The sequence below is a fragment of the Streptomyces sp. NRRL S-87 genome (assembly GCF_000719335.1).
In the GTDB taxonomy this organism is placed as follows: domain Bacteria; phylum Actinomycetota; class Actinomycetes; order Streptomycetales; family Streptomycetaceae; genus Streptomyces.
In genome coordinates, this window is sequence record NZ_JOGB01000001.1 from 148,873 (window position 1) to 173,928 (window position 25,056).

28 protein-coding genes and 1 pseudogene are annotated in these 25,056 nt (G+C 73.7%); 18 read left to right on the forward strand and 11 right to left on the reverse strand.

The genetic code is table 11. The annotated features are described in order from the left end of the window. Window positions 1-38: 38 nt before the first annotated feature. Entirely contained in the window at window positions 39-725 is a 687-nt protein-coding gene (locus IF43_RS0100640) for a UdgX family uracil-DNA binding protein (protein ID WP_030192569.1), read from the reverse strand. 101 nt (window positions 726-826) lie between these two features. On the opposite strand from IF43_RS0100640, the gene IF43_RS0100645 reads away from it, so the two are divergent. Further along, on the forward strand, window positions 827-1,195 hold the full coding sequence (locus IF43_RS0100645; RefSeq protein ID WP_234331907.1) for a hypothetical protein: 369 nt from the start codon (window positions 827-829) through the stop codon (window positions 1,193-1,195). Between the two features lie 25 nt (window positions 1,196-1,220). On the opposite strand, the gene IF43_RS0100650 is transcribed toward IF43_RS0100645, so the two are convergent. The 3 genes from IF43_RS0100650 to IF43_RS0100660 all read right to left on the reverse strand — a co-directional run bounded on the left by IF43_RS0100650 (window position 1,221) and on the right by IF43_RS0100660 (window position 2,619). Further along, window positions 1,221-1,592, reverse strand: coding sequence for a DUF3040 domain-containing protein (locus tag IF43_RS0100650; RefSeq protein WP_051794460.1), 372 nt, complete (start codon window positions 1,590-1,592; stop codon window positions 1,221-1,223). 62 nt (window positions 1,593-1,654) lie between these two features. After that, complete coding sequence (locus IF43_RS0100655; protein WP_051794462.1) at window positions 1,655-2,260, reverse strand: TetR/AcrR family transcriptional regulator; 606 nt, start codon at window positions 2,258-2,260, stop codon at window positions 1,655-1,657. Next, window positions 2,257-2,619 carry a DUF1304 domain-containing protein gene (locus IF43_RS0100660; protein WP_030192574.1) on the reverse strand — a complete coding sequence of 121 codons (363 nt, stop codon included), beginning with the start codon at window positions 2,617-2,619 and terminating at the stop codon, window positions 2,257-2,259. The genes IF43_RS0100655 and IF43_RS0100660 overlap by 4 nt, the downstream gene beginning before the upstream one ends. Window positions 2,620-2,739: 120 nt before the next feature. On the opposite strand from IF43_RS0100660, the gene IF43_RS0100665 reads away from it, so the two are divergent. Further along, window positions 2,740-3,228: a VOC family protein gene (locus IF43_RS0100665; RefSeq protein WP_030192575.1), complete on the forward strand. Its 489-nt coding sequence runs from the start codon at window positions 2,740-2,742 to the stop codon at window positions 3,226-3,228. A 32-nt stretch (window positions 3,229-3,260) separates the two neighbouring features. Here the strand turns inward: IF43_RS0100665 and IF43_RS0100670 are convergent, their stop codons facing one another. Next, on the reverse strand, window positions 3,261-3,503 hold the full coding sequence (locus IF43_RS0100670; protein ID WP_030192576.1) for a DUF6158 family protein: 243 nt from the start codon (window positions 3,501-3,503) through the stop codon (window positions 3,261-3,263). A 96-nt stretch (window positions 3,504-3,599) separates the two neighbouring features. Here IF43_RS0100670 and IF43_RS37720 point away from each other — a divergent pair, with 96 nt between their 5' ends. Next, entirely contained in the window at window positions 3,600-4,778 is a 1,179-nt protein-coding gene (locus tag IF43_RS37720) for a low temperature requirement protein A (RefSeq protein WP_051794464.1), read from the forward strand. Between the two features lie 66 nt (window positions 4,779-4,844). On the opposite strand, the gene IF43_RS0100680 is transcribed toward IF43_RS37720, so the two are convergent. Next, complete coding sequence (locus tag IF43_RS0100680; RefSeq protein WP_030192578.1) at window positions 4,845-6,065, reverse strand: saccharopine dehydrogenase family protein; 1,221 nt, start codon at window positions 6,063-6,065, stop codon at window positions 4,845-4,847. Window positions 6,066-6,191: 126 nt separating this feature from the next. On the opposite strand from IF43_RS0100680, the gene IF43_RS0100685 reads away from it, so the two are divergent. From IF43_RS0100685 to IF43_RS0100730, 10 genes and pseudogenes are all read left to right on the forward strand, one after another. Continuing rightward, entirely contained in the window at window positions 6,192-6,917 is a 726-nt protein-coding gene (locus tag IF43_RS0100685; protein WP_030192579.1) for a TetR/AcrR family transcriptional regulator, read from the forward strand. 18 nt (window positions 6,918-6,935) lie between these two features. After that, window positions 6,936-7,697 carry a MerR family transcriptional regulator gene (locus IF43_RS0100690; protein ID WP_037887077.1) on the forward strand — a complete coding sequence of 254 codons (762 nt, stop codon included), beginning with the start codon at window positions 6,936-6,938 and terminating at the stop codon, window positions 7,695-7,697. A 125-nt stretch (window positions 7,698-7,822) separates the two neighbouring features. Beyond that, window positions 7,823-8,491 carry a DUF6230 family protein gene (locus tag IF43_RS0100695; RefSeq protein WP_234331908.1) on the forward strand — a complete coding sequence of 223 codons (669 nt, stop codon included), beginning with the start codon at window positions 7,823-7,825 and terminating at the stop codon, window positions 8,489-8,491. Further along, a complete protein-coding gene (locus IF43_RS35935; RefSeq protein ID WP_234331909.1) occupies window positions 8,482-8,922 on the forward strand; it encodes a DUF6114 domain-containing protein in 441 nt (146 codons plus the stop codon). The genes IF43_RS0100695 and IF43_RS35935 overlap by 10 nt, the downstream gene beginning before the upstream one ends. Further along, entirely contained in the window at window positions 8,919-9,590 is a 672-nt protein-coding gene (locus IF43_RS0100705; RefSeq protein ID WP_030192582.1) for a hypothetical protein, read from the forward strand. The genes IF43_RS35935 and IF43_RS0100705 overlap by 4 nt, the downstream gene beginning before the upstream one ends. A 57-nt stretch (window positions 9,591-9,647) precedes the next feature. After that, window positions 9,648-10,358, forward strand: coding sequence for a (2Fe-2S)-binding protein (locus IF43_RS0100710; RefSeq protein WP_030192583.1), 711 nt, complete (start codon window positions 9,648-9,650; stop codon window positions 10,356-10,358). A gap of 205 nt (window positions 10,359-10,563) precedes the next feature. Further along, window positions 10,564-10,755: pseudogene (locus IF43_RS42315) on the forward strand (hypothetical protein); the annotation flags it as partial. A 380-nt stretch (window positions 10,756-11,135) separates the two neighbouring features. After that, the gene (locus IF43_RS0100720) at window positions 11,136-11,912 is read left to right on the forward strand and encodes a hypothetical protein (protein ID WP_030192585.1); all 777 of its coding nucleotides are present in this window, start codon (window positions 11,136-11,138) and stop codon (window positions 11,910-11,912) included. Between the two features lie 46 nt (window positions 11,913-11,958). Further along, window positions 11,959-12,405, forward strand: coding sequence for a roadblock/LC7 domain-containing protein (locus IF43_RS0100725; protein WP_078909835.1), 447 nt, complete (start codon window positions 11,959-11,961; stop codon window positions 12,403-12,405). 96 nt (window positions 12,406-12,501) lie between these two features. Then, complete coding sequence (locus tag IF43_RS0100730; RefSeq protein ID WP_030192587.1) at window positions 12,502-12,876, forward strand: hypothetical protein; 375 nt, start codon at window positions 12,502-12,504, stop codon at window positions 12,874-12,876. A gap of 181 nt (window positions 12,877-13,057) precedes the next feature. On the opposite strand, the gene IF43_RS0100735 is transcribed toward IF43_RS0100730, so the two are convergent. After that, window positions 13,058-14,878 (reverse strand): sigma-70 family RNA polymerase sigma factor, encoded by a 1,821-nt coding sequence (locus tag IF43_RS0100735; RefSeq protein WP_030192588.1) that lies wholly within the window; start codon window positions 14,876-14,878, stop codon window positions 13,058-13,060. 200 nt (window positions 14,879-15,078) lie between these two features. Continuing rightward, entirely contained in the window at window positions 15,079-16,485 is a 1,407-nt protein-coding gene (locus IF43_RS41965) for a cation:dicarboxylate symporter family transporter (RefSeq protein WP_051794466.1), read from the reverse strand. Window positions 16,486-16,719: 234 nt separating this feature from the next. On the opposite strand from IF43_RS41965, the gene IF43_RS41970 reads away from it, so the two are divergent. From IF43_RS41970 to IF43_RS0100755, 3 genes are all read left to right on the forward strand, one after another. Next, a complete protein-coding gene (locus IF43_RS41970) occupies window positions 16,720-18,267 on the forward strand; it encodes an ATP-binding protein (protein WP_051794501.1) in 1,548 nt (515 codons plus the stop codon). After that, the gene (locus IF43_RS0100750; protein ID WP_030192591.1) at window positions 18,264-18,950 is read left to right on the forward strand and encodes a response regulator; all 687 of its coding nucleotides are present in this window, start codon (window positions 18,264-18,266) and stop codon (window positions 18,948-18,950) included. Before IF43_RS41970 ends, IF43_RS0100750 begins: the two co-directional genes overlap by 4 nt. A gap of 85 nt (window positions 18,951-19,035) precedes the next feature. Continuing rightward, a complete protein-coding gene (locus IF43_RS0100755) occupies window positions 19,036-19,875 on the forward strand; it encodes a VOC family protein (protein ID WP_051794468.1) in 840 nt (279 codons plus the stop codon). 71 nt (window positions 19,876-19,946) lie between these two features. Here IF43_RS0100755 and IF43_RS37725 read toward each other — a convergent pair whose 3' ends face one another. Next, complete coding sequence (locus IF43_RS37725) at window positions 19,947-20,828, reverse strand: hypothetical protein (protein WP_051794470.1); 882 nt, start codon at window positions 20,826-20,828, stop codon at window positions 19,947-19,949. 307 nt (window positions 20,829-21,135) lie between these two features. On the opposite strand from IF43_RS37725, the gene IF43_RS0100765 reads away from it, so the two are divergent. Together IF43_RS0100765 and IF43_RS0100770 are read left to right on the forward strand one after the other, a co-directional pair. Beyond that, on the forward strand, window positions 21,136-22,008 hold the full coding sequence (locus IF43_RS0100765; protein ID WP_051794472.1) for a hypothetical protein: 873 nt from the start codon (window positions 21,136-21,138) through the stop codon (window positions 22,006-22,008). A 67-nt stretch (window positions 22,009-22,075) separates the two neighbouring features. Then, complete coding sequence (locus IF43_RS0100770; protein ID WP_030192599.1) at window positions 22,076-22,441, forward strand: cupin domain-containing protein; 366 nt, start codon at window positions 22,076-22,078, stop codon at window positions 22,439-22,441. Window positions 22,442-22,492: 51 nt separating this feature from the next. Here IF43_RS0100770 and IF43_RS0100775 read toward each other — a convergent pair whose 3' ends face one another. Both IF43_RS0100775 and IF43_RS0100780 read right to left on the reverse strand, forming a co-directional pair. After that, window positions 22,493-24,181: a S8 family serine peptidase gene (locus IF43_RS0100775; protein WP_107048370.1), complete on the reverse strand. Its 1,689-nt coding sequence runs from the start codon at window positions 24,179-24,181 to the stop codon at window positions 22,493-22,495. Window positions 24,182-24,549: 368 nt separating this feature from the next. Beyond that, window positions 24,550-25,017 (reverse strand): MarR family winged helix-turn-helix transcriptional regulator, encoded by a 468-nt coding sequence (locus IF43_RS0100780; protein WP_030192603.1) that lies wholly within the window; start codon window positions 25,015-25,017, stop codon window positions 24,550-24,552. Window positions 25,018-25,056: the final 39 nt, after the last annotated feature.

The window sequence follows — 25,056 nt, forward strand, 5'->3', positions numbered from 1 at the left end:
CCCTGACCCGCCCCGAACATTCGGGGCCGGGCCCCGCGTCACGTTCGGACACCCGCCGGGCCCGGGGCGTCGGCCAAGGCCTCCGCCGCCGTCCGCAGGTCCGCCACCAGGCCGCCGTACACCGCGTCCCGGTCCGCGGCCCGCAGGACGGCGGACGGGTGCACGGTGGCCAGGCCCCGGCCGTGCGGTGGGACGCCGTCGAACTCGGGCAGCGGCACCAGCAGGCCGCGTCGCTCGCCCACCCGGAAGCCCGGCCCCCACAGCGCCCGCCCGGCCGTGGCGCCCAGGGCCACCACCAGGTCCGGGTCGACCAGCCGGAGTTCGGCCTCCAGCCACGGGCGGCAGGCGGACAGCTCGCGCAGGCTCGGCGCCTTGTGGATGCGCCGCTTGCCGCCTCCCGGGGCCGGCACGTACTTGAAGTGCTTGACGGCGTTGGTCACGTACGCCGCCTCGTCGTCCAGTCCCGCGTCGGCCAGCGCCCGGTGCAGCAGCTGCCCCGCCGGGCCGACGAACGGCTTCCCCTGGCGGTCCTCCTGGTCGCCGGGCTGCTCGCCGACCAGCACGAGCCGGGCGTGCGGGTCCCCGGCGCCGAAGACGGTGCCCGTCGTGCCCTCGTACAGCGGGCAGCCCCGGCATCCGGCGGCCGCGCGCCGGTGCGCCGGGATGCCACCGCGCCCCGGCAGGAAGGGCCCCGCGTCGTACGGGGTGTCGGCTTTCGTGCCCATCGACCCGCTCCTTCCGCTCGCCCCCCTTCGCGTCTGCACCGGCGGCGGGGAGGGGAAACGGGTGGCAGGGTGGGGGTAGGCGACGGCGAAGGGAGCCCATCGTGAGCAGCACCGAGGTGACGGTCGTACTCAGCGACTGCGACGAGGACGACGCGCGGGTCGTGCTCTCCACCCTGGAGGAGACGTTCACGCCGGAGCGTGCGGTGGCGGCACGCGGGGCGGCGCCCGCCCGGCCCGGCGGAGCGACGACGGTCTGGGCGTCGGTGTTCGACGTGGGGCATCCGCGCGAGCGGGCGGCGGCGGCCGGCCCGGTGACCCTGGAGCACCCCGTCAGCGTCGAGGCGCAGGGCGGCTACCAGGCGGTGGACCGGCTGCTGGCGGAGCTGGGGACGGTGTTCGAGATCGAGGCGGCGGGCACGGCCGCCGGCGACCAGGAGAAGGACGTGCACCTGCGCATCCGCGGGCGCTGAACCACCGGCGCCACCGGGCGGCCCGTCACGAGCGCGCCGGCGGCCGGGAGCCGGAGCGCGGCTCCTGCCGGCCCAGGGTCGCCGCCCACCGCCGGCACCAGGCGACGACGAGCTTCAGCAGGCACCCCAGCGTCAGCGCCCACATCGCGGCGAAGGCCCAGATCAGGGCCGGTTCCGGGGCCGATACGGCCAGGACGAACAGGGCCACCGAGGCGGCGCCGAGCAGCCAGGCGACGGCGCCGAGCCGGTGGCGCCGGAGCGTGTGCCAGGGGCCGGAGCAGCGGTGCATCCGCATCGTGCGCAACCGGTGGTCCAGCCGGGGGTCCTGACCGCGCAGCCCCTGCTCGATCTCCGTGAGGACCGTCCGCTCGTCCTCCGGGACGTCCGAGCCGTCCATGGCGGCACCTCCTCCCGCGCTGCCGGCCGGTCCCGTCCGGCCGTCCGGCTCCTGGACGGCGCCTACCCCGCGGTGCCGGTGCCAGTCGCCCCCGGCCCGCCGGCGCCGGGGGCCGGATGCCGGTGCAGGGTGATGAGCAGCCGCCAGACCTCGCCCGCCAGGTCCTGCGGTGTCCCCTCGACCGCCCCGTGGAGCCAGTCGGCCAGTACGGCGCGGAAGGTGCCGCTCACCGCCGAGGCGATGAGCTCCGGGGAGTGGCCGCCGGCCAGGGCCCGTTCGGCGCGGCTGCGCTCGCGCAGCTCGCGGTGCAGCGCCTCGCCGAGCGGCCCGGTGCCGCCGGGTGCCAGCAGGGTGCGGTGGAGGTCGGCGTGGCGCGCCACGCCCTCGAGGAAGTCGGTCAGCGGTGCCGGCGGCCGGGCGGGGTCGGGGACGCCCCGCCAGGCGTGCAGCGCCTCCACCGCGTCCCGTGCGATGCCGGCGCAGGTGTCGACGGCGAGGGCCGGTACGTCGGCGTAGTGGAGGTAGAAGGTGGCCCGGCCGACGCCGGCCCGCCGGACCACGGCGGCCACCGTGATCTCGCCGAGCGGCCGCTGCGCGCACTCCTCGAGGAGGGCCTCGCCCAGCTTCCGCCGGGTCCTGGCGGCCCGCGGGTCGGCGTCGGGGCTCACCCGGCCGCCACCACGGCCGCCAGCGCCAGGGCGCCGGGCAGGGCCTGGACGAAGAGGATCCGGCGGTTGGCCGTCAGCCCCCCGTAGAGGCCGGCGACCACGACGCAGCACAGGAAGAACACCCGGACCCGGTAGCCGGTCGGGTCGGACTCCCACAGTCCCCAGGCCAGACCGGCGGCCAGGAAGCCGTTGTACAGGCCCTGGTTGGCGGCCAGTGTCGCGGTGGCCCGGGCCATCTCGGGGTCGTAGCCGGACAGGGCGCGGCCGCGCGGGCCCTCCCACAGGAACATCTCCAGAACCAGGACGTAGGCATGGAAGAGGGCGACCAGTGCCACGAGGACGCTCGCAATAATGGACATGTGTCCAGAATATCTGGACACATGTCCAGAAGCTAGCGCGGGTTCCGGACCGGCGACCGATGAGTTTGCGCCCCGGAGGGAGTCGGTACACCTAGGACGCACTTCAGCGAGGAGGCAGTCATGTCCAGCGACGGCAGTGACGGATTCACCACGTGCCTGTGGTTCGACGGCCGGGCCGAGGAGGCCGCGAACTTCTACCTCTCGGTGTTCAAGGACGCGAAGCTCGGGACGATCGCCCGGTACACGGAGGCCGGCCCGGGACCCGAGGGCGAGGTGATGGTCGTGGAGTTCGAGCTCAACGGCCAGAAGTTCGTCGGGCTCAACGGCGGGCCGGAGTTCCGGTTCAACGAGGCCGTGTCGTTCCAGATCCGCTGCAAGGACCAGGACGAGGCCGACTACTACTGGGACCGGCTGACCGACGGCGGTCAGGGCGTGGCCTGCGGCTGGCTCAAGGACCGGTTCGGAGTGTCGTGGCAGGTCTTCCCGAGCGCGCTCCTCGACCTGGTCGGGGGCCCGGACCCGGAGGGGGCCGCCCGGGCCACCCGCGCCATGCTCGGCATGGTGAAGATCGACCTGGCTGCCGTGGAGCGCGCCTACGCGGGCGAGTAGCCCCGGTACGCCGCCACCGGGCGCGCGGGCCGTCACTCCTCGGGGTGGCGCGCCCGGGCGCCCGACCGGGTCCGGCCGGCGGCCGGCATCCGCTCGGGGTGGCGCCGCAGGTACTCGCCCTCGAGCTCCGACATCCGCTGGGTGTGCGTGCGCAGGGCGTCGTCCGAGCCGTGCAGCAGGGTCTCGTGGCGGGTGCGGTGGATGGCTTCCAGCTCCTTCAGCAGGCGGTCCTCCGCCAGCTCCTCGGGGGCCACCCCGCCGTCGTGCTCGGCCATGTCTCGCTCCTCGGTGCAGAGGATCGTTCCTCCACATCAGCGTAGATCCCGGCACACTGATCCGCCGGACACCCACCACCACCCCCGGACGGCCCGATGAGCACCCTCGACACCCCGGCCCCGCCGCCCGCCCCGGCCCCCGAGGCCGAACGGCACGCCGGCTGGCTCGAACTCTTCTTCGATCTCGTGTTCGTCGCCTTCGTCGCCCAGCTCTCGCGCTCCCTGCACGGCGACCCGAGCTGGCACGACTTCGGCGTCTTCCTCGCCCTCTACTTCCCGCCCTGGTGGATGTGGGCCAACCTCACCGTCTCCGCCAACCTCTTCCAGGACGACAGCCCGCGGCGCCGGCTGGCCATGCTCGCCGCGATGCTCTGCCTCGCCGTGATGGCCGCCGCCGTCCCCGAGGCCACCGGCGACCGCGGCACCGCGTACGCCCTCGGCTACGCGGGCACCCGGCTCGTCCTGCTCGCCCTGTGGTGGCCGGCCACCCGCTACCCGGCCCCGCACGCCCTGCCCCGCTGGCGGCCGCTCACGTACTGCCTGCTCTTCGCGGTGCTGTGGGCGGGCGCCGCCTTCGTTCCCGCGCCCTGGCGCTACCCCGTATGGGCTGCGCTGCTGGCCGCCGAGATGCTCCTGCTGCTCACGGCGCGCGGGCGCGGCGTACCCGCCCGGGTGCACACGGGGCACCTCGTCGAGCGGGTCGGCCTCTTCGTGATCATCGTGCTCGGCGAGTCCGTCCTGGGCCTGATCACCGCCACCGACGACACGTGGACGGCGTCCGCCGCCCTGGTGGCGCTGCTCGGGTTCCTGCTGCTGGCCGCGCTGTGGTGGTCGTACTTCGACTTCGCCACCACCGCCGCGGAGATCAACTTCGCCTCCGCCACCCCGGGGCAGGCCTACCTCCTGGCCCGGGACGTCGGCGGCTTCCTGCACTTCTTCGTCACCGCCGCCGTCATCTCGATGGCCGCCGGCCTCTCCACCGCCGTCGGGGAATCCGGCCACGACCACCTGCCGCGCGGCGCGGTCTGGGCCCTCGCCGGCGGCCTCGCGCTCTACCACGCGGCGCACGGTGCGATCGCCCTGCGCTTCGGCAGCTCCCTGGCGCGCACCGCGACCTGGGCGCTGCCCGGCATCGCCGTCCCGCTCCTGGTGGTGGTCGTCGCGGACGCGCTGCCGCCGTGGGCGGTCGTCCTGCTGCTCGCCGCCGAGGCCGTCGGACACCTGGTGTACGCCAAGCGCCTCGCGCGCCGCGCGCTGCCGCCCGCGGCGGCCTGAGCGGGGTCCGGCCTGAGCGGGGTCCCCCGGGAGGCGCCCCCCGAACGGTCGCCTCCCGGGGAGGTCTCAGTGCTCGCGCAGGCCCCACGGGGAGCCGTACTCGGTGAGCAGGTCGAGGAACGGCCGCGGCGGGAACGCCTCGGGGCCGAGGACGCCCGTGCCCGTCCAGCCGCCGGAGGCCACCAGCTCCAGCGCCACCACCGGGTTCACGGCCGTCTGCCAGACCACGGCCTGGGAGCCGTACTCCCGCATCGACCACTGGTTGTCGACCACGTGGTACAGGTACACCTCGCGCGGGGCGCCGTCCTTGACGCCCTTGACCCAGGTGCCCGCGCAGGTCTTGCCCGTCATCCGGTCCCCGAGGCCCGCCGGATCGGGCAGGCAGGCGGCCACCACGTCGCGGGGCGAGACCCGCACCGCGCCCGCCCCGCCCGGCACGGTCACCGGGGCGGTGCTGTCCAGGCCGAGCGCGTGCAGGGCCTTGAGCTTGCCGATGAAGTCGTCGCCGAGCCCGTACTTGAAGGTGACGCGCTTGGCCGGCACCCACCGCGGGATCAGCAGCACCTCCTCGTGCTCGACGTTCACGCACTCCACCGGGCCGATGCCCTCGGGGAAGTCGAACACCTCCGCCTCGCTGAACGGCGGGGTGGTGAACCAGCCGCGGCCCTCCTCGTACACCACCGGCGGGTTCAGGCACTCCTCGATGGTGGTCCAGATGCTGAAGGAGGGCGCGAACTCGTACCCCTCGACGGACAGGTTTGCACCGTCGCGAATGCCGATCTCCTCGATCTCGTCGAACAGTTCGTCCGCCGCGTACCGGGCGAACACGTCCGACAGCCCGGGCTCCACGCCTATCCCGACGAGCGCGAGCCGGCCGGCCCGCTCCCACCGCTCGGCCTGCTCGAACTGGGCGTCGCCCAGCTTGACCCCGCACTCCTCGTACGGGCGGTCCGGGTGCGGGTAGGACAGGGACATCGCCATGTCGAGGTAGTGCGCGCCGGCCTCCAGGGCAGCCTCGAACAGCGGCATCACGAACCGCGGGTCGGTCGCGTTGAGCAGCACCCCGCAGTCGTGCTCGGCCAGCAGCCGCACGACCGCGGCCCGGTCAGAGGCGTCGACCCGGCAGGCGCTGAACCGCTTCTCGTCCGCCCCCAGCGCGGCCACCGCGGCCTCCGCCCGCCCCTGGTCGTAGTCGGCGACGACCATGTGCTCGAAGAACGCCCGACGGGCCGCGATCTTGGTGATCGCGGTTCCCACGCCGCCCGCCCCGACCAGCAGAACACGCATGACAGAACCCTCTTTCCGGGAGGCGCCTCGCCCCTTGCGGCACGATCAAACGCGCTGGCCCGCGATAAGGTCAATGGCGTTGGCATAAGGATCGGCCCCCCGGCGGGGCAGGAGGAGGGCGTCGCGATGGCGAAGCAGGTGGTACCGGAGCCGGCGCGCAGGCGCCGCCGCCCCACGAAGCAGGGCACCGTCCTGTCCGAGCGGCTGATCGTCGAGACCGCGCTGCGGATGCTGCGCGAACACGGCAGCGACGGACTGAGCGCCCGCCGCCTCGGCGCCGCCCTCGGCGCCGACCCCAGCACCCTCTACCGCTACTTCGCCGGCATGGACGACCTGACCCGGGCCATCGGCGAGGAGCTCACCGGCCGCGCGCTGGAGGGCTGGGCGGCCACCGGTGACTGGCGGGCCGACCTCCGCGCCCTCGGCCTGCGCATCCACGGCGCCTACCTCGCCCACCCGCAGGCCGCGGTCCTCACCGCCAGCCGCGTCACCGGCAGGCCGCGCGAGATCGCCGCGGACGAGGCGATCCTGGGCGTGCTGCGCACCGCGGGCTTCCCCGATCCGGCCGCCGTACGGACCTACCACGCGTTCGTCGACCAGAGCCTGGCCTTCGCGGCGCTGGACGCGGGCTCGCTCGCACTGGCCGCCGAGACGCGCGCCGCGGACGAGGAGATGTGGGAGACGACGTACGCCCGACTGCCCGCGGACCGCTACCCGCACCTGGCGGCCACGGCCGGGCTGCTGGCCGCCCGGATGAAGGACAGCGCGTACCCGGTGGCGCTGGAGATGCTCCTGGAGAGTGCGGAAGCCCAGCTCACGGCCGCCGGGAGGAACGACCCGACCGGCCGGTAACGCTCTACACTCGCGCGGGTGACGCAGGCACAGGGGGAGGCGCGGTACCGCCGGGAGGAACTGGCGGAAGCCGCCGGGGTGAAGGAGCGCAACCTGCGCTACTACCAGGAGCGCGGCCTGCTGCCGCCACCCCGCCGCGAAGGCCGGATCGCCTGGTACTCCGAGGACCACCTGGTCCGGCTGCGGCTCATCGACGACCTGCTGGGCCGGGGCTACAGCGTCAACGCCATCGCCGAACTCCTCGGTGCCTGGGAGCGCGGCGGCGGTCTCGCCCAACTCCTCGGGCTGGAACGCGCCATGACCCGCGACTGGTCCCGCGAGGACCCGGTGACCATGCCGCGGGCCCGACTGCGCGAGCTCTTCGGCCCCGGCGGCACCTCCGAGGACTCCCGGCGGGCCGCCGAGCTGGGCTACCTCTCGGTCGACGGGGACGACGTCACCCACCGCAGCGCGCGGCTGCTGGAGGCCGCGCTGATCCTGGCGCGGCAGGGCGTACCGGTCGCCGAGGTCCTGGACGAGGGGGAGTTCCTGCAGCGTGCGGCCGCCGAAGTGGCCGACCGGTTCGTGGGGTTGTTCCGGCGGCACGTGATCGGCGAGGGCGGCCTGGAACGGCTGTCCGCCGACCGGCTGGGGGAGGTCGCCGAGGCGGTGGCGGCCCTGCGCCCGGTGGTCGGGGAGGTGGTGACCACCGAGTTCGCCCGGGCGATGGCGGCGCGCGTCAACGCGGAACTGGAGCTGCTGCTGGGGCCGATGGGCGGTCCTGAGGCGGGGTCCGAGTAGGCCGAAAACCACCGTTGCAGCAACCTTGCCAACGGCCATTGGCACTCATACGTTCAACTCGTCGGTAACAACCCCGACATCCTCCGCACGGCACGTTCACCTCACTGACAAGGGGACATGTCACCATGCAGGAAGCCCAGTTACCACCCGGCCCCGACGCCGGGTCGGCCGCCGGCCCCGGGCCCGACGCCCCGGCCGGGACCGTCGGCAAGGTCGGCTGGAGACGCTTCGCCGTCCTGACCGTACCCGCCCTCGCCGTCACCGCCGGCCTCGCCATCGCCCTGGCCAACGGCGCGCTCGCCGCGTCGTTCGCCGTCTCCGGACAGCAGTTCAAGGTCTCCGCCGACAGCCTCACCGGCACCGGCTTCGCCCAGTACGGCGGCATCGACACCAACGCCCGCGAGGACCTCCTCCCGGTGGCCGTCACCGCCATCAAGAAGGCCGAACTGCACAACCTGTGCCAGTCGGTGGTCACCACCCTGCCGGTCATCGGGGACATCTCCCTCAACCTCACCGCCGGCAAGAAGACCCCGGTGCAGGCCACCGACCTCTTCGTGGACGCCACCCAGCTCTCCGGCGACGCCCTCTTCCACAACATCGAGATCGGCCGCGACGCCTCCACGATGGACAAGGGCCCCGACGGCGCGCAGGGCATGCAGGACCTCTTCGGCCAGCAGGCCGACGACGTCTCCATCACCCACCTCCACCAGACGGCCTGGGCCACCAACGCCGGCACCTTCTCGCTGAGCGGCCTCAGCATGTCCGTCTCCAAGGGCAAGAAGGAATGCTTCTGACCCCGTCCGGCGCCTCCGCCCCAGCCGTCCCGTCCCCACCGGTCCGCGCGGTGCGCGCGTGGCGCCGCTGGCGCCGCAGCCGCCCCTTCTGGGGCGGCCTGCTCACGGTCCTGGCGGGCCTGGAGATCTGCGCGATCCCCCTCGCCCCGCTGAAGGTCATGCTCCACCAGGGGGTTGCGGGCATCCCGTCCGTCCTGATGGGGCTCATCATGATCGTCATGGGCCTGGCGGGCTGGTTCGCGCCCCACCACCGCTCCCTGGCCGGCATCGTGACCACGCTGCTCGCCTGCGCCGCCCTCGTCCTGTCGAACCTGGGCGGCTTCCTGATCGGAACCGTCCTCGGCATCGTCGGCGGCGGTCTGATGTTCGCCTGGCGCCCGCTCCCCACGGCCGCGCCCGCTCCCCCACCTCCCCAAGGAGACCCCTCATGACCACCGGCACCCGCAGTCGTACCGCCCTCCGAACCACCCTCGCGTTAGGGGCGGCCGCGGGCCTGGCCCTCGCCACCCCCGTGGTGGCCGGCGCCACCGCCCAGGGCCCGCTGGCCGGCTCCACCACGGTCACCCCCGCCGGACACGCCTTCAAGGCCGCGCTCACCGGCAAGGCCACGCTCAAGGCCGGCTCCGTCACGGTGACCTGCTCCGCCTCCGTCTCCACCGGCTCCGTCCCGGCCGCCCCCGGCAACCACAACGCCGCCGGCCCGGTGAGCAACACCATCTCGGCGCCCACCTTCACCTCCTGCACCACCAGCATCCCGGGCGTCTCCGCGACCGTGACCACCAGCGGGACCTGGGCGGTCTCGATGCAGAACGGCGCACCGATCGTGGGCTCCATGACGGTGCCCACCGGCGGCCTGGTCGTACGCACCAGCGGCCTCGCCAGCTGTACGGTCACCGCCGCGCCCACCGCCCCCGCCGCAGCCACCGGCACCTGGACCAACGGCGCCCCGCCCGCGCTCGCCTTCGCCGGCGCCGCCGTGCCGGTCAAGGTCGTCGGCGGCTTCGGCTGCCCGACGAGCGCCACCACGTCCAGCTTCACGGCCACCTACCTGGTGACCGACACGACCGACCCGGCCCAGCAGATCACCGTCACCGGCTGACCCCCCGGTTCCGCCCACCCCGCTGTCCGGCCCCCGGGCCGGACAGCGGCATACTGGCTGCCCGTGAGCGCGATCCTCGACCGACTGGCCGCCGTCGGCCCCTACTTCGCACTGGCCCACGGCACGCCCCCGGCGGACTCCGGCCTGCGGCCCCTCACCGAGCTGTACGGCGAGCTACTCGCCCCGTACGTCGCCGAGGTGGCCCGCCGCATGGGCACCCGTGACCTCCGCGTCGCCGCCTCCACCGCACACCTCGGCCTGGCCTCGCGGCTGTGCTCCCTCGCCCTCGGCTCCGCCGCGCTCGGCGGCCGCGTCCTCGACCTCCCGCCCGACCGCCTCCTCTGGCGCCACCCGCCCGGCGAGTCGCTGCAGCTCTGGCTTCCGGAAACCGCCCTGCGCCACGAGCCGCCCCCGCGGGCACTGGCCGCCACCGTGCTGGAGGCCAACCTCGGCGTGCTGGACCCGGCCCTGCGCGCCGGGTACGGGCTCTCCCCGCAGATCCTGCGCGGCAACGCGGCCTCCGCCCTCGTCGGCGCCCTGCGCGTGCTCATGAACCGGGCGCCCGGGGCCCCGTACCCGCCCGGCGGCACCGTCGGGGAACTCCTCGGCGACGACGGCCCGCTGGCCGGCACGGCGGCCCTCTTCGTCCACGACGACGAGCTCGGCACCGCCTTCGTCCGCCGCAGCTGCTGCCTCTACTACCGGGCGCCCGGCGGCGGGCTCTGCGGGGACTGCGTCCTGCGGACCCGCAGGTCCGAGCGGGTCTGAGCCGTCCGCACCGGGGGCTGTCGATCATCGGCTGACCGTCTCGGGCCGGGCCGGACCAAAAGGTTCCGGCCCAGCGTACTGATTTTCGGCATGTTCCGATGGAAATTGCCAGAACACCCCATCGGGCCGTGGACGTTGAGTAGCGTCTGAGTCGCCGCCCGTACGCATCCGTCATCGCGCACGGTCGGCGGGGAGGGGAGCCCGCGTGCCCGGAATCGATGAGTGTCTGCTGCAAGCCATGGCGGTGCCGGGTGCCCGCGGTGCCGCCCTGGTCGACTGGAGCAGTGGCCTCGCACTGGGCACCATAGGCGAGTCGCCCGTCGGCGACCATGAAACCACCGCTGCCGAGACCGCCGAACTGGCGCGCGCGGCAGCCGAGTACGAGACCTTCTCGGCGCCCGGGCCGCCCCCGGCCGCCCCGCGCGTCGCCCGGGCCGCGCTCGGCCCCGGCCCCAGCGCACGCGCCGCGATCGGACCGGCCGCGTCCGCGCTCGTACCGGCCTTCGTCCCCGGCGTGCCGCCCAAGCCCGTCGGCCCGCCGCCCCCGCCCCCGCCGTTCCAGGGCGGGAACAGGGCCCCCGCCGCGCCCGCGGCCGACCACGCCCCACCCGTGGAGGACGTCATCGTCACCACCCGCAGCGGTTACCACGTCCTGCGCTTCGTCGAGACCAGCTTCGACAGCAGTGTCTTCCTCCACCTGTGGCTGGACCGCGACACGGGCAACCTCGCCCTCGCCCGGATCCGACTCCGCGACCTCGCCGGGCGGCTGGTCCTGGGATGAGTACGCACACCGCCGCCATGACCGCCTCCCCCCTGCTGCACCGCCTCGCCGAGGAGCGCGCCACGGGCGCCCTCATGCGCGACCACGGCACCCTCTTCCTCGAGGACGGACGCGTCGTGCACGCCGAGAGCCCCGCCACCCCCGGCATCGACGTCCTGCTCACCGCCGGCGGCCGGCTCGCCCCCGAGGGCTGGCAGGAGGCCGTCAACCGGGCCGGAGCCCGCCGCGCCGTGGGCCGCTTCCTCGTCGAGAGCGGCCGTCTCGCCGACGGCGAACTGGAGATCTGCCACCTCGGAGCCGTCTTCGACGCGGCCTTCTTCGCCCTTGCCCCCAGCAGCGGCCCCTCCCGGTTCCGACGCGGCGCCACCCACTGGATGGGACCGGTCCGCTCCGTCTCCGCCGACGCCGTCGAGCGCGAGACCGTCCGGCGCCGGGAGCTGCTGGACACCGTCTGGCCGTACCCCGCCCTCGACACGGCGCCCGTGGTCCCGCGGCCCGCCGCACCCGGCCAGAGCGTCACCCCGCGCCAGCGGGCGCTGCTCGCCTCGGCCGACGGCAACCGGACCCCGGCCGCGCTCGCCTGGCTGCTGGGCCGCCCCGCGTTCCACACCCTCCTGGAGGTGCGCAGGCTGGCCGCCATGGGCCTGGTGCAGACCCCGTACGAACCCCCGCCACCCGCTCCCTCGACCCTGCCCGGATGGGTAACGCAGGTCGCCTCCCCGGACGTCGCCCTGCTCCGTCGGCTCCGTGACGCCTTGGAGGCAACCCTGTGACCGTCCCCTCGCCCGGCACCCGCGGCCAGGCCCCGTGTTCGCCGTCATGAGGCTCCCGATGCGACAGCGCACCGAGAGGAGACAGCATGAAAGGAAGCAGTTGATGACGGCAGAGCCCGAAGTCCTCGGTGAACTAAGGAGGTTGCGGGCCCGCCTGCCGCAGCTGACCGGAGCCCTCGCCGCCAGCGTGGACGGCCTCGTCCTCGCCCAGGAGACCCCGGCCATCGAACCCGAGGGCGTCGCGGCGCTGACCGCCGCCGCGCTCGGGGTGGCCCAGCGGCTGACCGATGCCACCGGCCAGGGCGACTTCCGGGAGCTCCTGGTCCGCGGCGCCGACGGGTACGTCGCCACCTACGCGGCAGGCGGCCAGGCCGTCCTCACGCTGCTCGCCGAGCCGCGGATCAACGTCGGCCGCCTCCACCTGGAGGCCCGCCGCTCCAGCGCCCGCATAGGCGAGCTGGTCGACCGGGCCCTCACCCGCCGCGAGTCCTGAGCCGCGGCGGCCGCGCCGGGCCGCCCTGCCCGACGCCCCCTCCACGACACCGTTCCCTCATCCAACGATGGTCCGACAGAAGGAAGTGCACGACTCATGGCGAACACCGAGACCGCCCTCAAGGAAGCCACCACAGTCATCGACGGCGCGATCGGCGCCGCGCTCGTCGACTACACCAGCGGCATGGCCCTGGGAACCATCGGCGGCGGCAAGGACCTCGACCTCAACGTCGCCGCCGCCGGCAACACCGACGTGGTCCGCGCCAAGGTCCGGACGATGGAGATGCTGGGCCTCAAGGACGACATCGAGGACATCCTGATCACCCTCGGCGGCCAGTACCACCTGATCCGGCTCCTCAAGGGCCGCGGCACCGACGGGCTGTTCCTCTACCTGGCGCTGGACAAGCAGCGGGCCAACCTCGCGATGGCCCGCCACCAGCTCAGGAAGATCGAGAACGAACTGGACGTCTGACCCGGCCGCCCGAACGCGCCCCACGCACGGGTGCCCCCGCCTCTCGATGCGGGGGCACCCGTGCGTCCGGACCCGTCCGGACCCGTCCGGAGCCGTTCCGGCCGTTCGACCCGTTCGACCCGTTCGACCCGTTCGACCCGTCCACGTGGGCGCGGCGGCTGCGGGGCCCGGGGCCCGTGTCCTAGCGCGCGCCGAACACCTGGGTCCAGTACGGGCCGCCCGAGGAGTGGATGCCGATGCCTATCTCCTTGAAGGAGCAGTTGAGGATGTTCGCCCGGTGACCCGAGCTGTTCATCCAGGACTCCATCACCTGCGAGGCCGTCCGCTGACCCATCGCGATGTTCTCGCCGTACGTCGACCACCGGTAGCCGGCGGCCGTGACGCGCTCGCCCGGGCCGTCGCCGTCCGGGTTGGTGTGGTCGAAGAAGTTGCGCGCCGCCATGTCGTCCGAGTGCCCCTGCGCGGCCCGCATCAGCTTGGAGTTGGCGGTCAGCGCACTGCAACCCGCCTTGGCGCGCTCGGCGTTGACGAGGTCGATCACCTTCTGCGCGGTGGAGCCCACCGAACCGGAGCCGCCGCCCGTGGACCTGGTCGGACGCGGCTTCGCCGTGGGGGAGGGCGCGCGCCGGGTGGGCGCCTTCGACGGCGTCGCCTTGGGCGTCGGGCTCTTGCTCGGCGTCGGGCTGGCGCTCGGCGTCGGCGAGGCCGAGGCGGACGGGGAGGCCGGCTCGGAGGGCGGGGCGGGCTCGGACGAGGTGGCGAGCGAGGTCGCCGGGGCGGCGGCCGCCCGGGTGGAGTCCACCACCTCCGCGTCCCCGTCCGGTCCGGTCACGAAGTAGAACGTGCCGCCGGCCACGGCCACCACGGCGATGCCGGCCGCCACGGCCGAACGGCGCCGGCCGCGCGCCTGCCGGCGCCGGGCCCCGCGCCCGCCGGAGCCGCCGGGGGCGTGGGTCTCGTACCCCGCCACGGCCTGGGTCTCGTACCCGTCGGGGGTCGGGGTCCCGTAGGTACTGATCGGCTGGGTCTCGTACGCGTCCAGGGGCCGGCCCTGGTACGCGCCCGGGGCGCCGGGCGCGCCGCCGTACGGGCCCCCGCCGGTCCCGTACGTGCCCCCGCCGGTCCCGTACGCGCCGCCGTCCGTCCCGTACGGGCCGCCCGAGTACGGCGGCTGCGGCGCGGCCGCGGCGGTGAGCCCGAAGCCCGCCCCGTGCCGCACGCCCGCCAGCAGCGCCGCGGCCGGGGGCACCAGCAGCAGGCCGGCCAGCAGTCCCTCGGCCGGCATCAGGCCGGACCACAGGCCGGCGCAGTGCGCGCAGGACCGGGCGTGCCGGGCTATGCGCTTGCGCCACAGCGCCGACGGGCGCCCGTCCCACAGGCCGATCTCGCCGCGCAGCTGGGGGCAGAGCGGGTTCTCCGACAGGGCCCGGACCACCACGCGCGCGGTCTCCAGCTGGGCCTTCATCCGCTGGACCCGGACCGCGGTGTGCTGCGGGGACAGCTCCAGGGCCGCCGCCACCTCGTGCCGGGTCAGCTCGCCCGCGCACTCCAGCCACCACAGCGACAGCAACGCGCTGTCCTCGGGTTCCATCCAACGGGTGGCCTCCGCGGTCTCGCGCCGCTGGCCCGAGAGGTTCAGCTGCATCACGGTGAGGTCCACGAAGTCCGCGCCCGGGTCGGCGAGGTCGCGGGCCTCGTCGAGGGGGCCGGAGCCGAAGCCGGGCTGGGCCCCCTGCTGCACCTGCCAGTGGCTGCGGATGCCGTTCATGGCGATCGCCACGAGCCAGGACCGGAAGCTGTCGGGGGAGCGGAGGGCGGACAGCCCGTCGAGGGCGCGCAGCATGGTCTCCTGCACGACGTCGTCGACGTCGTGGTGGCCGTTCATCGCCCGGCCGACGATGTTGTAGACCAGCGGCAGGTAGGCGGCGATCAGCTCGTCCTGTGCCTTCAGGTCACCGTTCTGTGCCGCGATGACCAGTTCCGTGCCGTGCTGTTCTCTCATGTCCCGTTCCACCCTGCCTGTCCCGGACGTTGTCGATGCCCAACATCTGGGAGACGGCTGGCCACCGGCCCGATAACAGGAATGACGAAACTTTCTTCCGACCGGGCGGCGGACACGGTACCCCGGGATTCGGCGCGCCACAGCGCCCGGGCCCCGCGTGGGGCGGGGCCCGGGGACGTCCCGTGGGGGGAATCAGGGCGTCAGGGAGCTACCTGACGCGGTTCGGGGACGGGGCTCCCGGCCGCGGCCGGGCGGGGGGCGTCGGCCGGGTCGCCGTGGCCGTCGTCCACCAGCGTCGTCTCGTCGAACGGAAGCCGCCCGGCCAGCACCTCGGCCGCCCGCGCCCGGTCGAACTCCTTGGTCCACGTACCGACCAGGACCGTGGCCACCGCGTTGCCGGCGAAGTTCGTCAGCGCCCGGGCCTCGCTCATGAACCGGTCGATGCCCACGATCAGCCCGACCCCGTCCACCAGCTCCGGCCGGTGCGACTGCAGACCACCGGCCAGGGTGGCCAGGCCCGCGCCGGTCACGCCCGCCGCGCCCTTCGAGGCGATCACCATGAAGACCAGCAGCGACACCTGCTCGCCGAGCTCCAGCGGGGTGCCCATCGCCTCGGCCACGAACAGCGAGGCCATGGTGAGGTAGATCGCAGTGCCGTCGAGGTTGAAGGAGTAGCCGGTCGGCACCGTGATTCCGGTCACGGGCTTCGAGACGCCGAGGTGCTCCATCTTCGCGATCAGCCGCGGCAGCGCCGACTCCGACGAGGAGGTGGAGAGGATCAGCAGGAACTCGCGGCCCAGGTACTTCAGCAGCGCGACCACGCTGATCCCCGCCACCACCCGCAGCAGCGTCCCGAGCACCACGAAGACGAACAGCACGCACGTCGTGTAGAAGCCGATCATGATGACGGCGAGGGACTTCAGCGCATCGAGCCCGGTCGCGCCGACCACGGCCGCCATCGCCCCGAACGCGCCCACCGGCGCCGCCCACATGATCATCGACAGCACCCGGAAGACCAGCTTCTGTACGTGCCCGATGCCGCGCAGCACCGGCTCGCCCGCGCTCCCCATCGCCTGCAGCGCGAACCCGCACAGCAGCGCCACCAGCAGCGTCTGCAGCACCTCGCCGCCCGTGAAGGCGGACACCAGCGTGGTCGGGATGATGCCCAGCAGGAACTCCTGCGTGGACTCGGCCCCGCCCGTCTTCGCCTGCGCCTCGCCGGCGCTGCGCACCGCCTCCGTCAGGTGCAGGCCGCTGCCCGGCTCCAGCAGGTTGCCCACCAGCAGGCCGATCCCGAGCGCCACCGTCGACATCACCAGGAAGTAGCCCAGTGCCAGCCCGCCCACGGCCCCGACCTTGGCGGCCTTGCGGACCGACCCCACGCCCAGCACGATCGTGCAGAAGATGATCGGCGAGATCATCATCTTGATCAGGTTCACGAAGCCGGTCCCGATCGGCTTCAGCTCGACCGCCACCCCGGGCGCGGCCAGCCCGACCGCGATGCCCAGCAGCACGGCGGCGATCACCGCCAGGTAGAGGTAGTGGGTCCGGTCCCGCCGGGCTCTGCCCGGGCCGGTGGTGTCGGTGGTGTCCCGCTCGACGGCCACGGTGGCTCCTTCAGTCGTTTCGTTCGCCCGGACACCGTCCCGGGTGCCGGGGACCCGCCCCGCCGGACGCGGGTGTGCGGCTCGCGGCCGGGGAGGGGGTCCCGGCGACTATCCACCGGCGCTGTGACCGCGGTCACCCTTGCGTTCATTTCGTTCACGCGTCGGGGCAGACTGACGACCGTGTTCCGCATCCCCCGCCCGCGCCCCCGCAGCCTGGCCGGCCAGCTCTTCGCCATGCAGGCCGTGCTGGTCGCCGTGGTCGTGGCCGGGTGCGCGGTCTTCGGGTACGCCACCGCCCGCTCCCAGGCCGAGGAGTCGGCCCGCCTCCAGGCGCAGGCCGTGGCCCGGGCGGTCGCCGACGCCCCCTCCGTGCACGCCGCCGTCCGCGGCCCCGACCCGTCCGCGGCCCTCCAGCCGTACGCCGAGCGGGTCCGCGCCGACTCCGGCGTCGACTTCGTCACGATCATGGACCCGGCGGGCGTCCGCTGGACCCACCGCGACCCGCGGCGCATCGGCGAGCGGTTCCTCGGCAACACCGCCGCCGCACTGCACGGCCGTACCTTCAGCGAGACCTACACCGGCACCCTCGGACCCTCGATCCGGGTCGTGACCCCCATCCAGGACGGGGGCCGGATCACCGGCCTGGTCGCGGCCGGCATCACGGTGGAGGCCATCGGGGACCGGCTCGCCCGCCAGCTCGCCGTCCTCGCCTGGGTCGCGGCCGGCGCCCTCGCCCTGGGCGCCCTCGGCACGTACGTCGTCAACGCCCGGCTGCGCCGGCACACCCACGGCATGAACGCCGCCGAGCTCAGCCGCATGTACGACTACCACGAGGCGACCCTGCACGCCGTGCGCGAGGGCCTGCTCATGCTCGACGGCCAGCGCCGCGTCTCCCTCGTCAACGACGGCGCCCGCGACCTGCTCGCCCTCGGCCGGGCCGACGTCCGCGGCCGCAACGTCGCCGAACTCGGCCTGCCCGCCCCGCTCACCGGGGCGCTGCTCGCCGCCGAACCGCGGGTCGACGAGGTCCACCTCACCGGGGAGCGGGTGCTGGTGGTCAACACCTCGCCCGTCACCAGCGGTGGCCGCCGCGGCACCGTCGTCACCCTCCGGGACCACACCGACCTCCAGGCCCTGGCCGGGGAACTCGACCACGAACGCGGCTTCACCCAGGCCCTGCGCTCCCAGGCGCACGAGGCGGCCAACCGCCTCCACACCGTCGTCTCCCTCATCGAACTCGGCCGCACCCGGGAGGCGGTGGACTTCGCCACCGCCGAGCTCGAACTCGCCCAGTCCCTCACCGACCAGGTCGTCACCGCCGTGGACGAGCCGGTGCTGGCCGCCCTGCTCCTGGGCAAGGCGGCCCAGGCGCACGAGCGGGGCGTCGAGCTCGTGGTCGCCGCCGGCACCGGCGTGGCCGCCGGCGCCCTGCCCGCCTCGCTGCCCGTCCGGGACCTCGTCACCGTGCTCGGCAACCTCGTCGACAACGCGGTCGACGCGGTGACCGGCACCCCCGGCGCCCGCGTCACCGTCACCGCCCGCACCCTGCACGACCCCGCCGAGCTGCGACTCACCGTGGCCGACAACGGCCCCGGGGTCCCCGACGGCGCCGAGGTCTTCCAGGCCGGCTGGTCCGGCAAGGGCCCCGGGCGCGGGCTCGGGCTGGCCCTGGTCCGGCAGACCGTACGGCGGCACGGCGGGACCGTCGCGGCCGGCCGCGGCGTGCACGGCGGCGCCGAGTTCACCGTACGGCTGCCCCTGCGGGAAGGAGCGCCCGCGTGACCGGGCCGGACATCCGGGTCCTGGTCGTCGAGGACGACCCCGTCGCGGCCGACGCCCACGCCCTGTACGTCGGCCGGGTCCCGGGCTTCGCCGTGGCCGGGGTCTGCCACTCGGCCGCCGCCGCCCGCCGGGAACTCGACCGCACCCCCGTCGACCTGCTCCTCCTCGACCTCTACCTGCCCGACGGGCACGGCCTCGGGCTGGCCCGCGCGCTGCGCGCGACCGGCCACCCCGCGGACGTCATGGTGGTGACCTCGGCCCGGGACCTGGCCGTGGTCCGCGAGAGCGTCTCGCTCGGCGTGGTGCAGTACGTCCTCAAGCCCTTCGCCTTCACCACCCTGCGCGACCGCCTCCTGCGCTACGCGGAGTACCGCACGGCCGCCGCCGGCGAGGCCAGCGGCCAGGACGAGGTCGACCGGGCCCTGTCCGCCCTGCGCGCCCCGCAGCCCGCGGCCCTGCCCAAGGGGCTCAGCGCCCCCACCCTGGAGCGGGTCACCGCCCTGCTGCGGGCCGCCGCCGACGGCCTCACCGCCGCCGCCCTCGCCGAGGGCGCGGGCATCTCGCGGATCACCGCCCGCCGCTACCTGGAACACCTCGTCGACACCGAGCGGGCCGGCCGCAGCCCCCAGTACGGCCAGGTCGGCCGCCCCGAGTTGCACTACCGGTGGCTCCCGACGCGCTGACCCGGCCGGATCTCCCGTTGGCCGACGTCGCCCGGGGGTAGCGTTGGCAGTAGCAACCTGTTCCTGCCCGACGGGGGTGACAGTCGTGCCGACGACGAGCCAGGACGTGTTCGGCACGCCCTGCTGGATCAGCCTCACGGCGCGTGATCTGGAGGCGGCCCAGCACTTCTACGGCGCGGTCCTGGGGTGGCACTTCCGCCAGGGCCAGATGGGCGACGCGTTCAGCGTCGCCTTCCTCGACGGGGCGCCCGTCGCGGGGATCGGCGCGCTGGCCGAGAGCTTCGCGGTCTCCGTCGCGTGGATCCCGTACTTCGCCGTCGCCGACGCCGACGCGACCGCCGCACGGATTCGCGAGCGCACCGGGACCGTGGCCGTCGGCCCGCTCTCCTTCGGGCTCGGCCGGGCCGCCCTGGCCGCCGATCCGCACGGCGCGATCTTCGGGATCTGGCAGGGCCGGGTGATCCGCGACTGGGCCGTCGGCCACAGCCGCGCCCCCGCCGGCCTGGAGCTCTACACCCGGGACGCCTTCGCCGCGGCGATCTTCTACGGCGAGGTGCTGGGCTGGGCGAACGAGCAGAACGGCTGCTGCACGGTGAGCTACGAGGACGACCAGGTCGTCCTCTCGCACGCCGGGCAGCCGGTGGCCCGGCTGCGCGGCGGGGCCATCGAGGAGACCCCCGACCCGCAGGTGCGACCCCGCTGGCACGTGCACTTCCGGGTCCCCGACCTCGACGAGGCGGTCAACACCGCCACCCTGCTCGGCGGCACCGCGGTGACTCCCGTCCAGGCCGACGCGACCCACCGCTGGATCACCCTGCGAGACCCCGACGGCGGGCTCTTCACGGTGACCACGATGGTGACGGAGCGGGCCGAGGACCCCGACGGGGACCCGGGGGCGGAGCCGGCAGCGGCACCCATGGCTTAGCGGTCATGCGCCCCGCCGGGGCCTCCTGACCTGTGTCAGGAGGCCCTAGCGCCCGGGGCCGGGTCGCGGGCCTACAGAACCGCCGCTGACATGTTGACGACGACTCTCTGGTCGCTGTCTTCGAAGACACCCAAATCAATCGGGGCATTCGTGATTCCCTGGAACGGAATCCTGATGTCCCTGGAATTGCCGAGATCGTCGTCTCCGAAGTCGTCGTCCTCCTTCAGGTGGCCAGTGATCTGCAGGAATTCATCCTTGAAGATCATCAGCCGGACGGAATTCTCCACGATGAACGCCGTGCCCTCCACGATGTCCTGGGCGTCGCCCTCCGACCGGTCGAAGAGGTTGAACGAACCCAGCGGGACGAGTTCACCGGTGTCCTGCCTGAAATTGAGGCGCGTCACATCGAAGCGACCGTATATCTCCAGCGAGTTCCCGGGGTCGTCCCCCGTGTTGTCGTTGAAAATGTTGTGCAGCGTCACGACGACGGTCTTCGCGTCGTTGTAGTGCGGAAGCACGAAGGGGAAGCTGTCCTGCGGGGAGTGCCCGGCCGGGCTGCCGGGGCACGGGCCCCTGTGGGCAGGGTCGCCGTCCCAGAACATGGCCATGCAGTGTTCGCAGAAGCGCCATCCGTCCTGGGCGTTCGGTGTGGCCGGGACGTGATGCGGAAGGCTGAAGTCGAACGAGCCGGCCCCGTCGTGACCGCCCCCGGCCGGGCACACCCCCTTCCGGTCGGGCAGTCCGTCCCAGAACAGCTCGAGGCACTTCTTGCAGAACGCCCAGTGCCTCTGCACCGTCTGGCTCTCGGGCTCATCGAACGGCAGGTTGAATTCGAATCCGTTCGCAAAGTGGACGCCGTCGCTGCCTGCCCGACACACCCCCTTCCAGGGAAGTGCGTTCCAGAACATCGACGCGCAGTTGCCGCAGAAGCGCCACTTGTCTTGAGTACCCATGGTGTCCACCTTTGGTCACGCCCCCGCCAGGCGAGGGCTGTATCGGTCATGCCCGAAGTTTCGGAAGTTCGGGAAATTGGTTGCGCGACCGGGTCCGTTCTCCCGGCCGCTGCACCATTAGAGCCAGACGTCGGAATCGGCGTCAGGTCCCGTCAAGCCGGGACTTGACGTCCCGCTCGCCTTTCCGGTCCCCCGTGAAGTGGTGGCCCCGCCCTGCATGATCCACACGGGTTGGTGGGCGGTCCGATTGCGCCACGGCCGGGCACGTCGTGGTGCGGCTGCGGGCCAAGATCCTCATGCTGGGGGCGTGGAGATCAGCGTCCGGCCCGCGCGGGCCCGCACCGTCCCCGTCCTGCCCCACGGTCCCGGTTGGTGGTACGAGCCGGAGTTCACCGGGCAGCGCACGCTGCTGCACCGCGACCGGGACGGCGTGCACCTCTACGGGCCCACGGGGCGGAACGTCACTGCTGCGTGGCCCGACCTCGCGCGGGCCGCTGCTGCGCTGCCGGTCGGTGCCCTCCTCGACGGCGTGGCCGTGATCTGGCGCGACGGCTGCCTCGATCCGGGCGCGGTGCACGCCCGGGCGGGCGCGGGCGTGCTCGACGCGGCCGAGCTGGCCCGGTCGCGGCCCGCGGCGTACGCCGCCTTCGACCTGCTCGGCCACCCCCGTCACGGCGACGTGCGCGACCGCGGCTACGCGGCGCGCCGGGCCCTGCTGCTCGGGCTGCTGGAGGAGATCGGGCCGCCGCTGCAGGCCGTGCCGGCCACCGACGACCACGAGACCGCGCTCCTCTGGTACGACGCCCTGCGCGAGCAGGGCGTCGACGGGGTCCTGGCCAAGGCCGCGGCCGACCCGTACCGGGTGGGGGAGGAGGCCTGGCAGCGCGTGCGGCACCGGGAGACCGTCGAGCTCCCGGTCGTCGGCTACACCGGGGCGGCGGCCCGGCCCAAGGCCCTCGTGGTCCGGCTGCCCGACGGCCGGCACGTGCCGACCGAGCCGTTGGGCGACCCGCAGCGCGAGCAGGCCGTGCGCTTCCTCATGTCCGCGGGCCCGGCCGGTCGGGAGGACGCCGATGACGGTCGGCCGTACGCCGCCACCGCGGAGGGGCTGGCGGTCACGGCCCGCACGGGGCCGTCGCGGCACGCGGCCGTGCACGTCGTGGCCGTCCGCATCCTGTGAGCGGGTCTGTGACGGCGTAGTCTGGAAGTGGACTCGGGGCCCGTACGCCTGCCAGGAGGCGGTTGGCATGGCTGGAATACTGCGCCGGAGTTTCGACTCCCCTGACGAGACGCGCCCGTTCGAGGACGGCAGCGGCAGGCTCGACGTGCTGAACACGGACGGCGGCGCGGTGGGACGCGCGGTGTTCGAACCGGGGTGGCAGTGGTCGAAGCACATCAAGCCCCTTGCGGGAACCGACAGTTGTCAGTCGGCACACACCGGATACATGGTCAGCGGCCGGATGAAGGTCATCATGGACGACGGCGAGGAGGCCGAGTTCGGGCCGGGCGACTTCATGAGGGTCGAGCCGGGCCATGACGCCTACGTGATCGGCGACGAGGCCGTCGTCGCCCTGGACTGGACCGGCTTCGGCGACTACGCGAAGAAGGCCTGAACGCACCGGGACGGGCGCCCGGTGGCCGGGCGCCCGTCGCGGTGCTGCCGCCTAGAAGGTCAGGTTCCAGGCGTCGATCCTCCCGGTGTCCTGGGACGCGACGTCCTGGACCCGCAGCTTCCACGTGCCGTTGGCGACCTCCGAAGAGGCGTTCACGGTGTAGGTCTTGAGCACGTTGTCCGTGCCGTCGCTGTTCGGGAAGTCCTCGAGCAGGTACACCGAGCCGTCCGGCGCCACCAGGGAGACGACCAGGTCGCCGCGGTAGGTGTGCTTGATGTCCACGCCCACCTTGAGGGTGGTCGGGGCGTTGCCCGTGACGCCCGAGACGGTGATCCGGCTCTCCACCGTGGTGTTGTCGTTGATGGTGACGTCACCGGTGTTCTCGAAGTACTTGCCGGTCGGCGGGACGGTGCCGCCCACCGCCTTCAGCGCGTCCACCTGGCCCTCGCCGAAGAAGCCGTTCTTCGCGGTGGTACCGGTGCACCGACTGTCCGACGGGCAGGCGGTGTCGTTGGCCTGGGTGGACAGCGCGGCGCGGATGTCGGCCGGCGTGAACGTCGGGTTGGCGCCGGCGATCAGCGCCGCGACGCCCGCGACGTGCGGCGAGGCCATCGAGGTGCCGCTCTTGCTGCCGTACTTGCCGCCCGGGAGGGTGGAGTACACGCCGCTGGCGCCGTCGCCGCCCGGGGCGGAGACGTCGATGACGTCACGGCCGAAGTTGGAGTACGAGGCCTTGACGTTGCCGCTGCCCATCGCCGACACCGTGACGACGCCCGGGAGTTCGGTCGGGATGTCGAGGCAGGCGTTGCTGATGGTGCGGGTCACCGGGGTCGAGTCGTTGGGGCTCTCGGTGTCGGTGGTCTTGTTCGCCAGGTCGATGTTGGAGTTGCCGGCCGCGGCGACCTGGAGCGAGCCCTTGCTCTCGGCGTAGGCCTGGGCGCGCCGGACGCCCTCGATGATGGCGGCCTGGTCGAGGTTGTCCGGGCAGTTGAACTGCCACGGGTCCGTGTAGTAGCTGTTGTTGGTGACCTTGAAGCCGTGGTCGCCCGCCCACATGAAGCCGCAGACGGTGTTCTCGGCGAAGAACAGCGTCGAGCCCGGCTCGGCGATGCGGACCGAGGCGAGCTTCACGCCCGGGGCCACCCCGATGACGCCCTTGCCGTTCTTGGCGGCCGCGATGGTGCCGGCCACGTGGGTGCCGTGGGTGTCCACGTCGCGCCACGCACCGGTGCGGGTGTCGGGCTTGCCGTAGGCGCAGGAGGCGGAGTCGGCCGCGTCGAAGTTCGGCGCGATGTCCTGGTGCAGGTCGTCGACACCGGTGTCCAGGACGCCCACCTTGACCGTGGGGGAGCCGGTGGAGACCGCCCACGCCTGGTCGGCCTTGATCTGGGTCATGTCCCAGCGGTTCGACTCGGTCAGCGTGGTCGCGGACTGCGACGGGGTGGTCGGCAGCGCCGGGTTGTAGGCGTCGGCCGGGACGTCGGAGGTACGGGTCGCACCCACCTGCTGGACGCCGGCGACGGAGCGCATCGACGAGGCGAAGGACGCCGAGGTCGAGTGCGCGAGGACCACACCGATCTGGTCGTAGTAGTTGAACACCGTACCGCCGGCGTTCGTCACCGCCGTGCGGACGGCGGAGGTGTCGCCCGGCGCGGTGATGACCAGGTACGCGCGGGTGCCCGCGGCCCAGGCCGAAGCGGCCTTCGCACCGGCGGCGGACGTGGGGGCGGAGGTGGACATCGCCTTGTGGGGGCGGGGCGTGTCCGAGGCCTGGGCGGCGTGGGCGAGCCCCGCGGGGCTCACGAACGCGGCGGTGGCGCCGAGCACGGCGGCGGCCGCGGCGGTGCGCCGCAGCCGTCGGGATATGTGGGGAGTCAATGCGTCCTCCAGGGGCCCGTCGGCGCTGGTGGCGCCGGTCGGACCGGATCAATGACGGGGTGGACGCAAGATGTCACGTACATGCCCAGTTAGGGAAGTGGGTTGTTTTCCAGGCGACTTCCGGCCACCCTGGCGGGCTGGCCAGTGCTCCCCTCGCCGTCCCACCGCCAGGTCGGCACTCCCGGATCTTGCCGGACGCCGCCGGGCGGGCTCGGGCCGGAAGGGGCGGCCTACTCCGGGCGGGCTCCCTCCGGGGCCCCCGGTTCGGGCAGGGCGGAGTGCACACGCAGCAGCAGGGCCTGGAGCTGGGTCCGTTCCGCGTCCGTGAGCGGGGCCAGCACCCGCTCCTGCACCTCCAGCGCCTCCTCCCGCAGTTCCGCGAGGGCCGCCCGGCCCGGACCGGTGAGGGTCACCACGATCCGGCGCCGGTCCGAGGGGTCGCGTTCGCGTCCCACCTGCCCGAGCCGGCCCAGTTCCTCCAGCACCTTGGCAGTGTCGCTCGGGTGGATCGCCAGCCGCTGCGCGAGGTCGCGCTGCGCGTGCGGCCCGAAGTCCGCCAGTGCGGCCAGTACGGCCATGTGCCACAGCCGCAGCCCGCGCGCGGCCAGGCGGACCCCCAGCAGGCCGCGTGCCCGTTTGCCGGTGCGGGAGAGCAGATAGGTCGTCAGATCCGTGAGGCTCGGGGGTGATTCGTGCATGGCGGGAGTGTAGTAGAAGGTAGGGTCGAACCAATCATT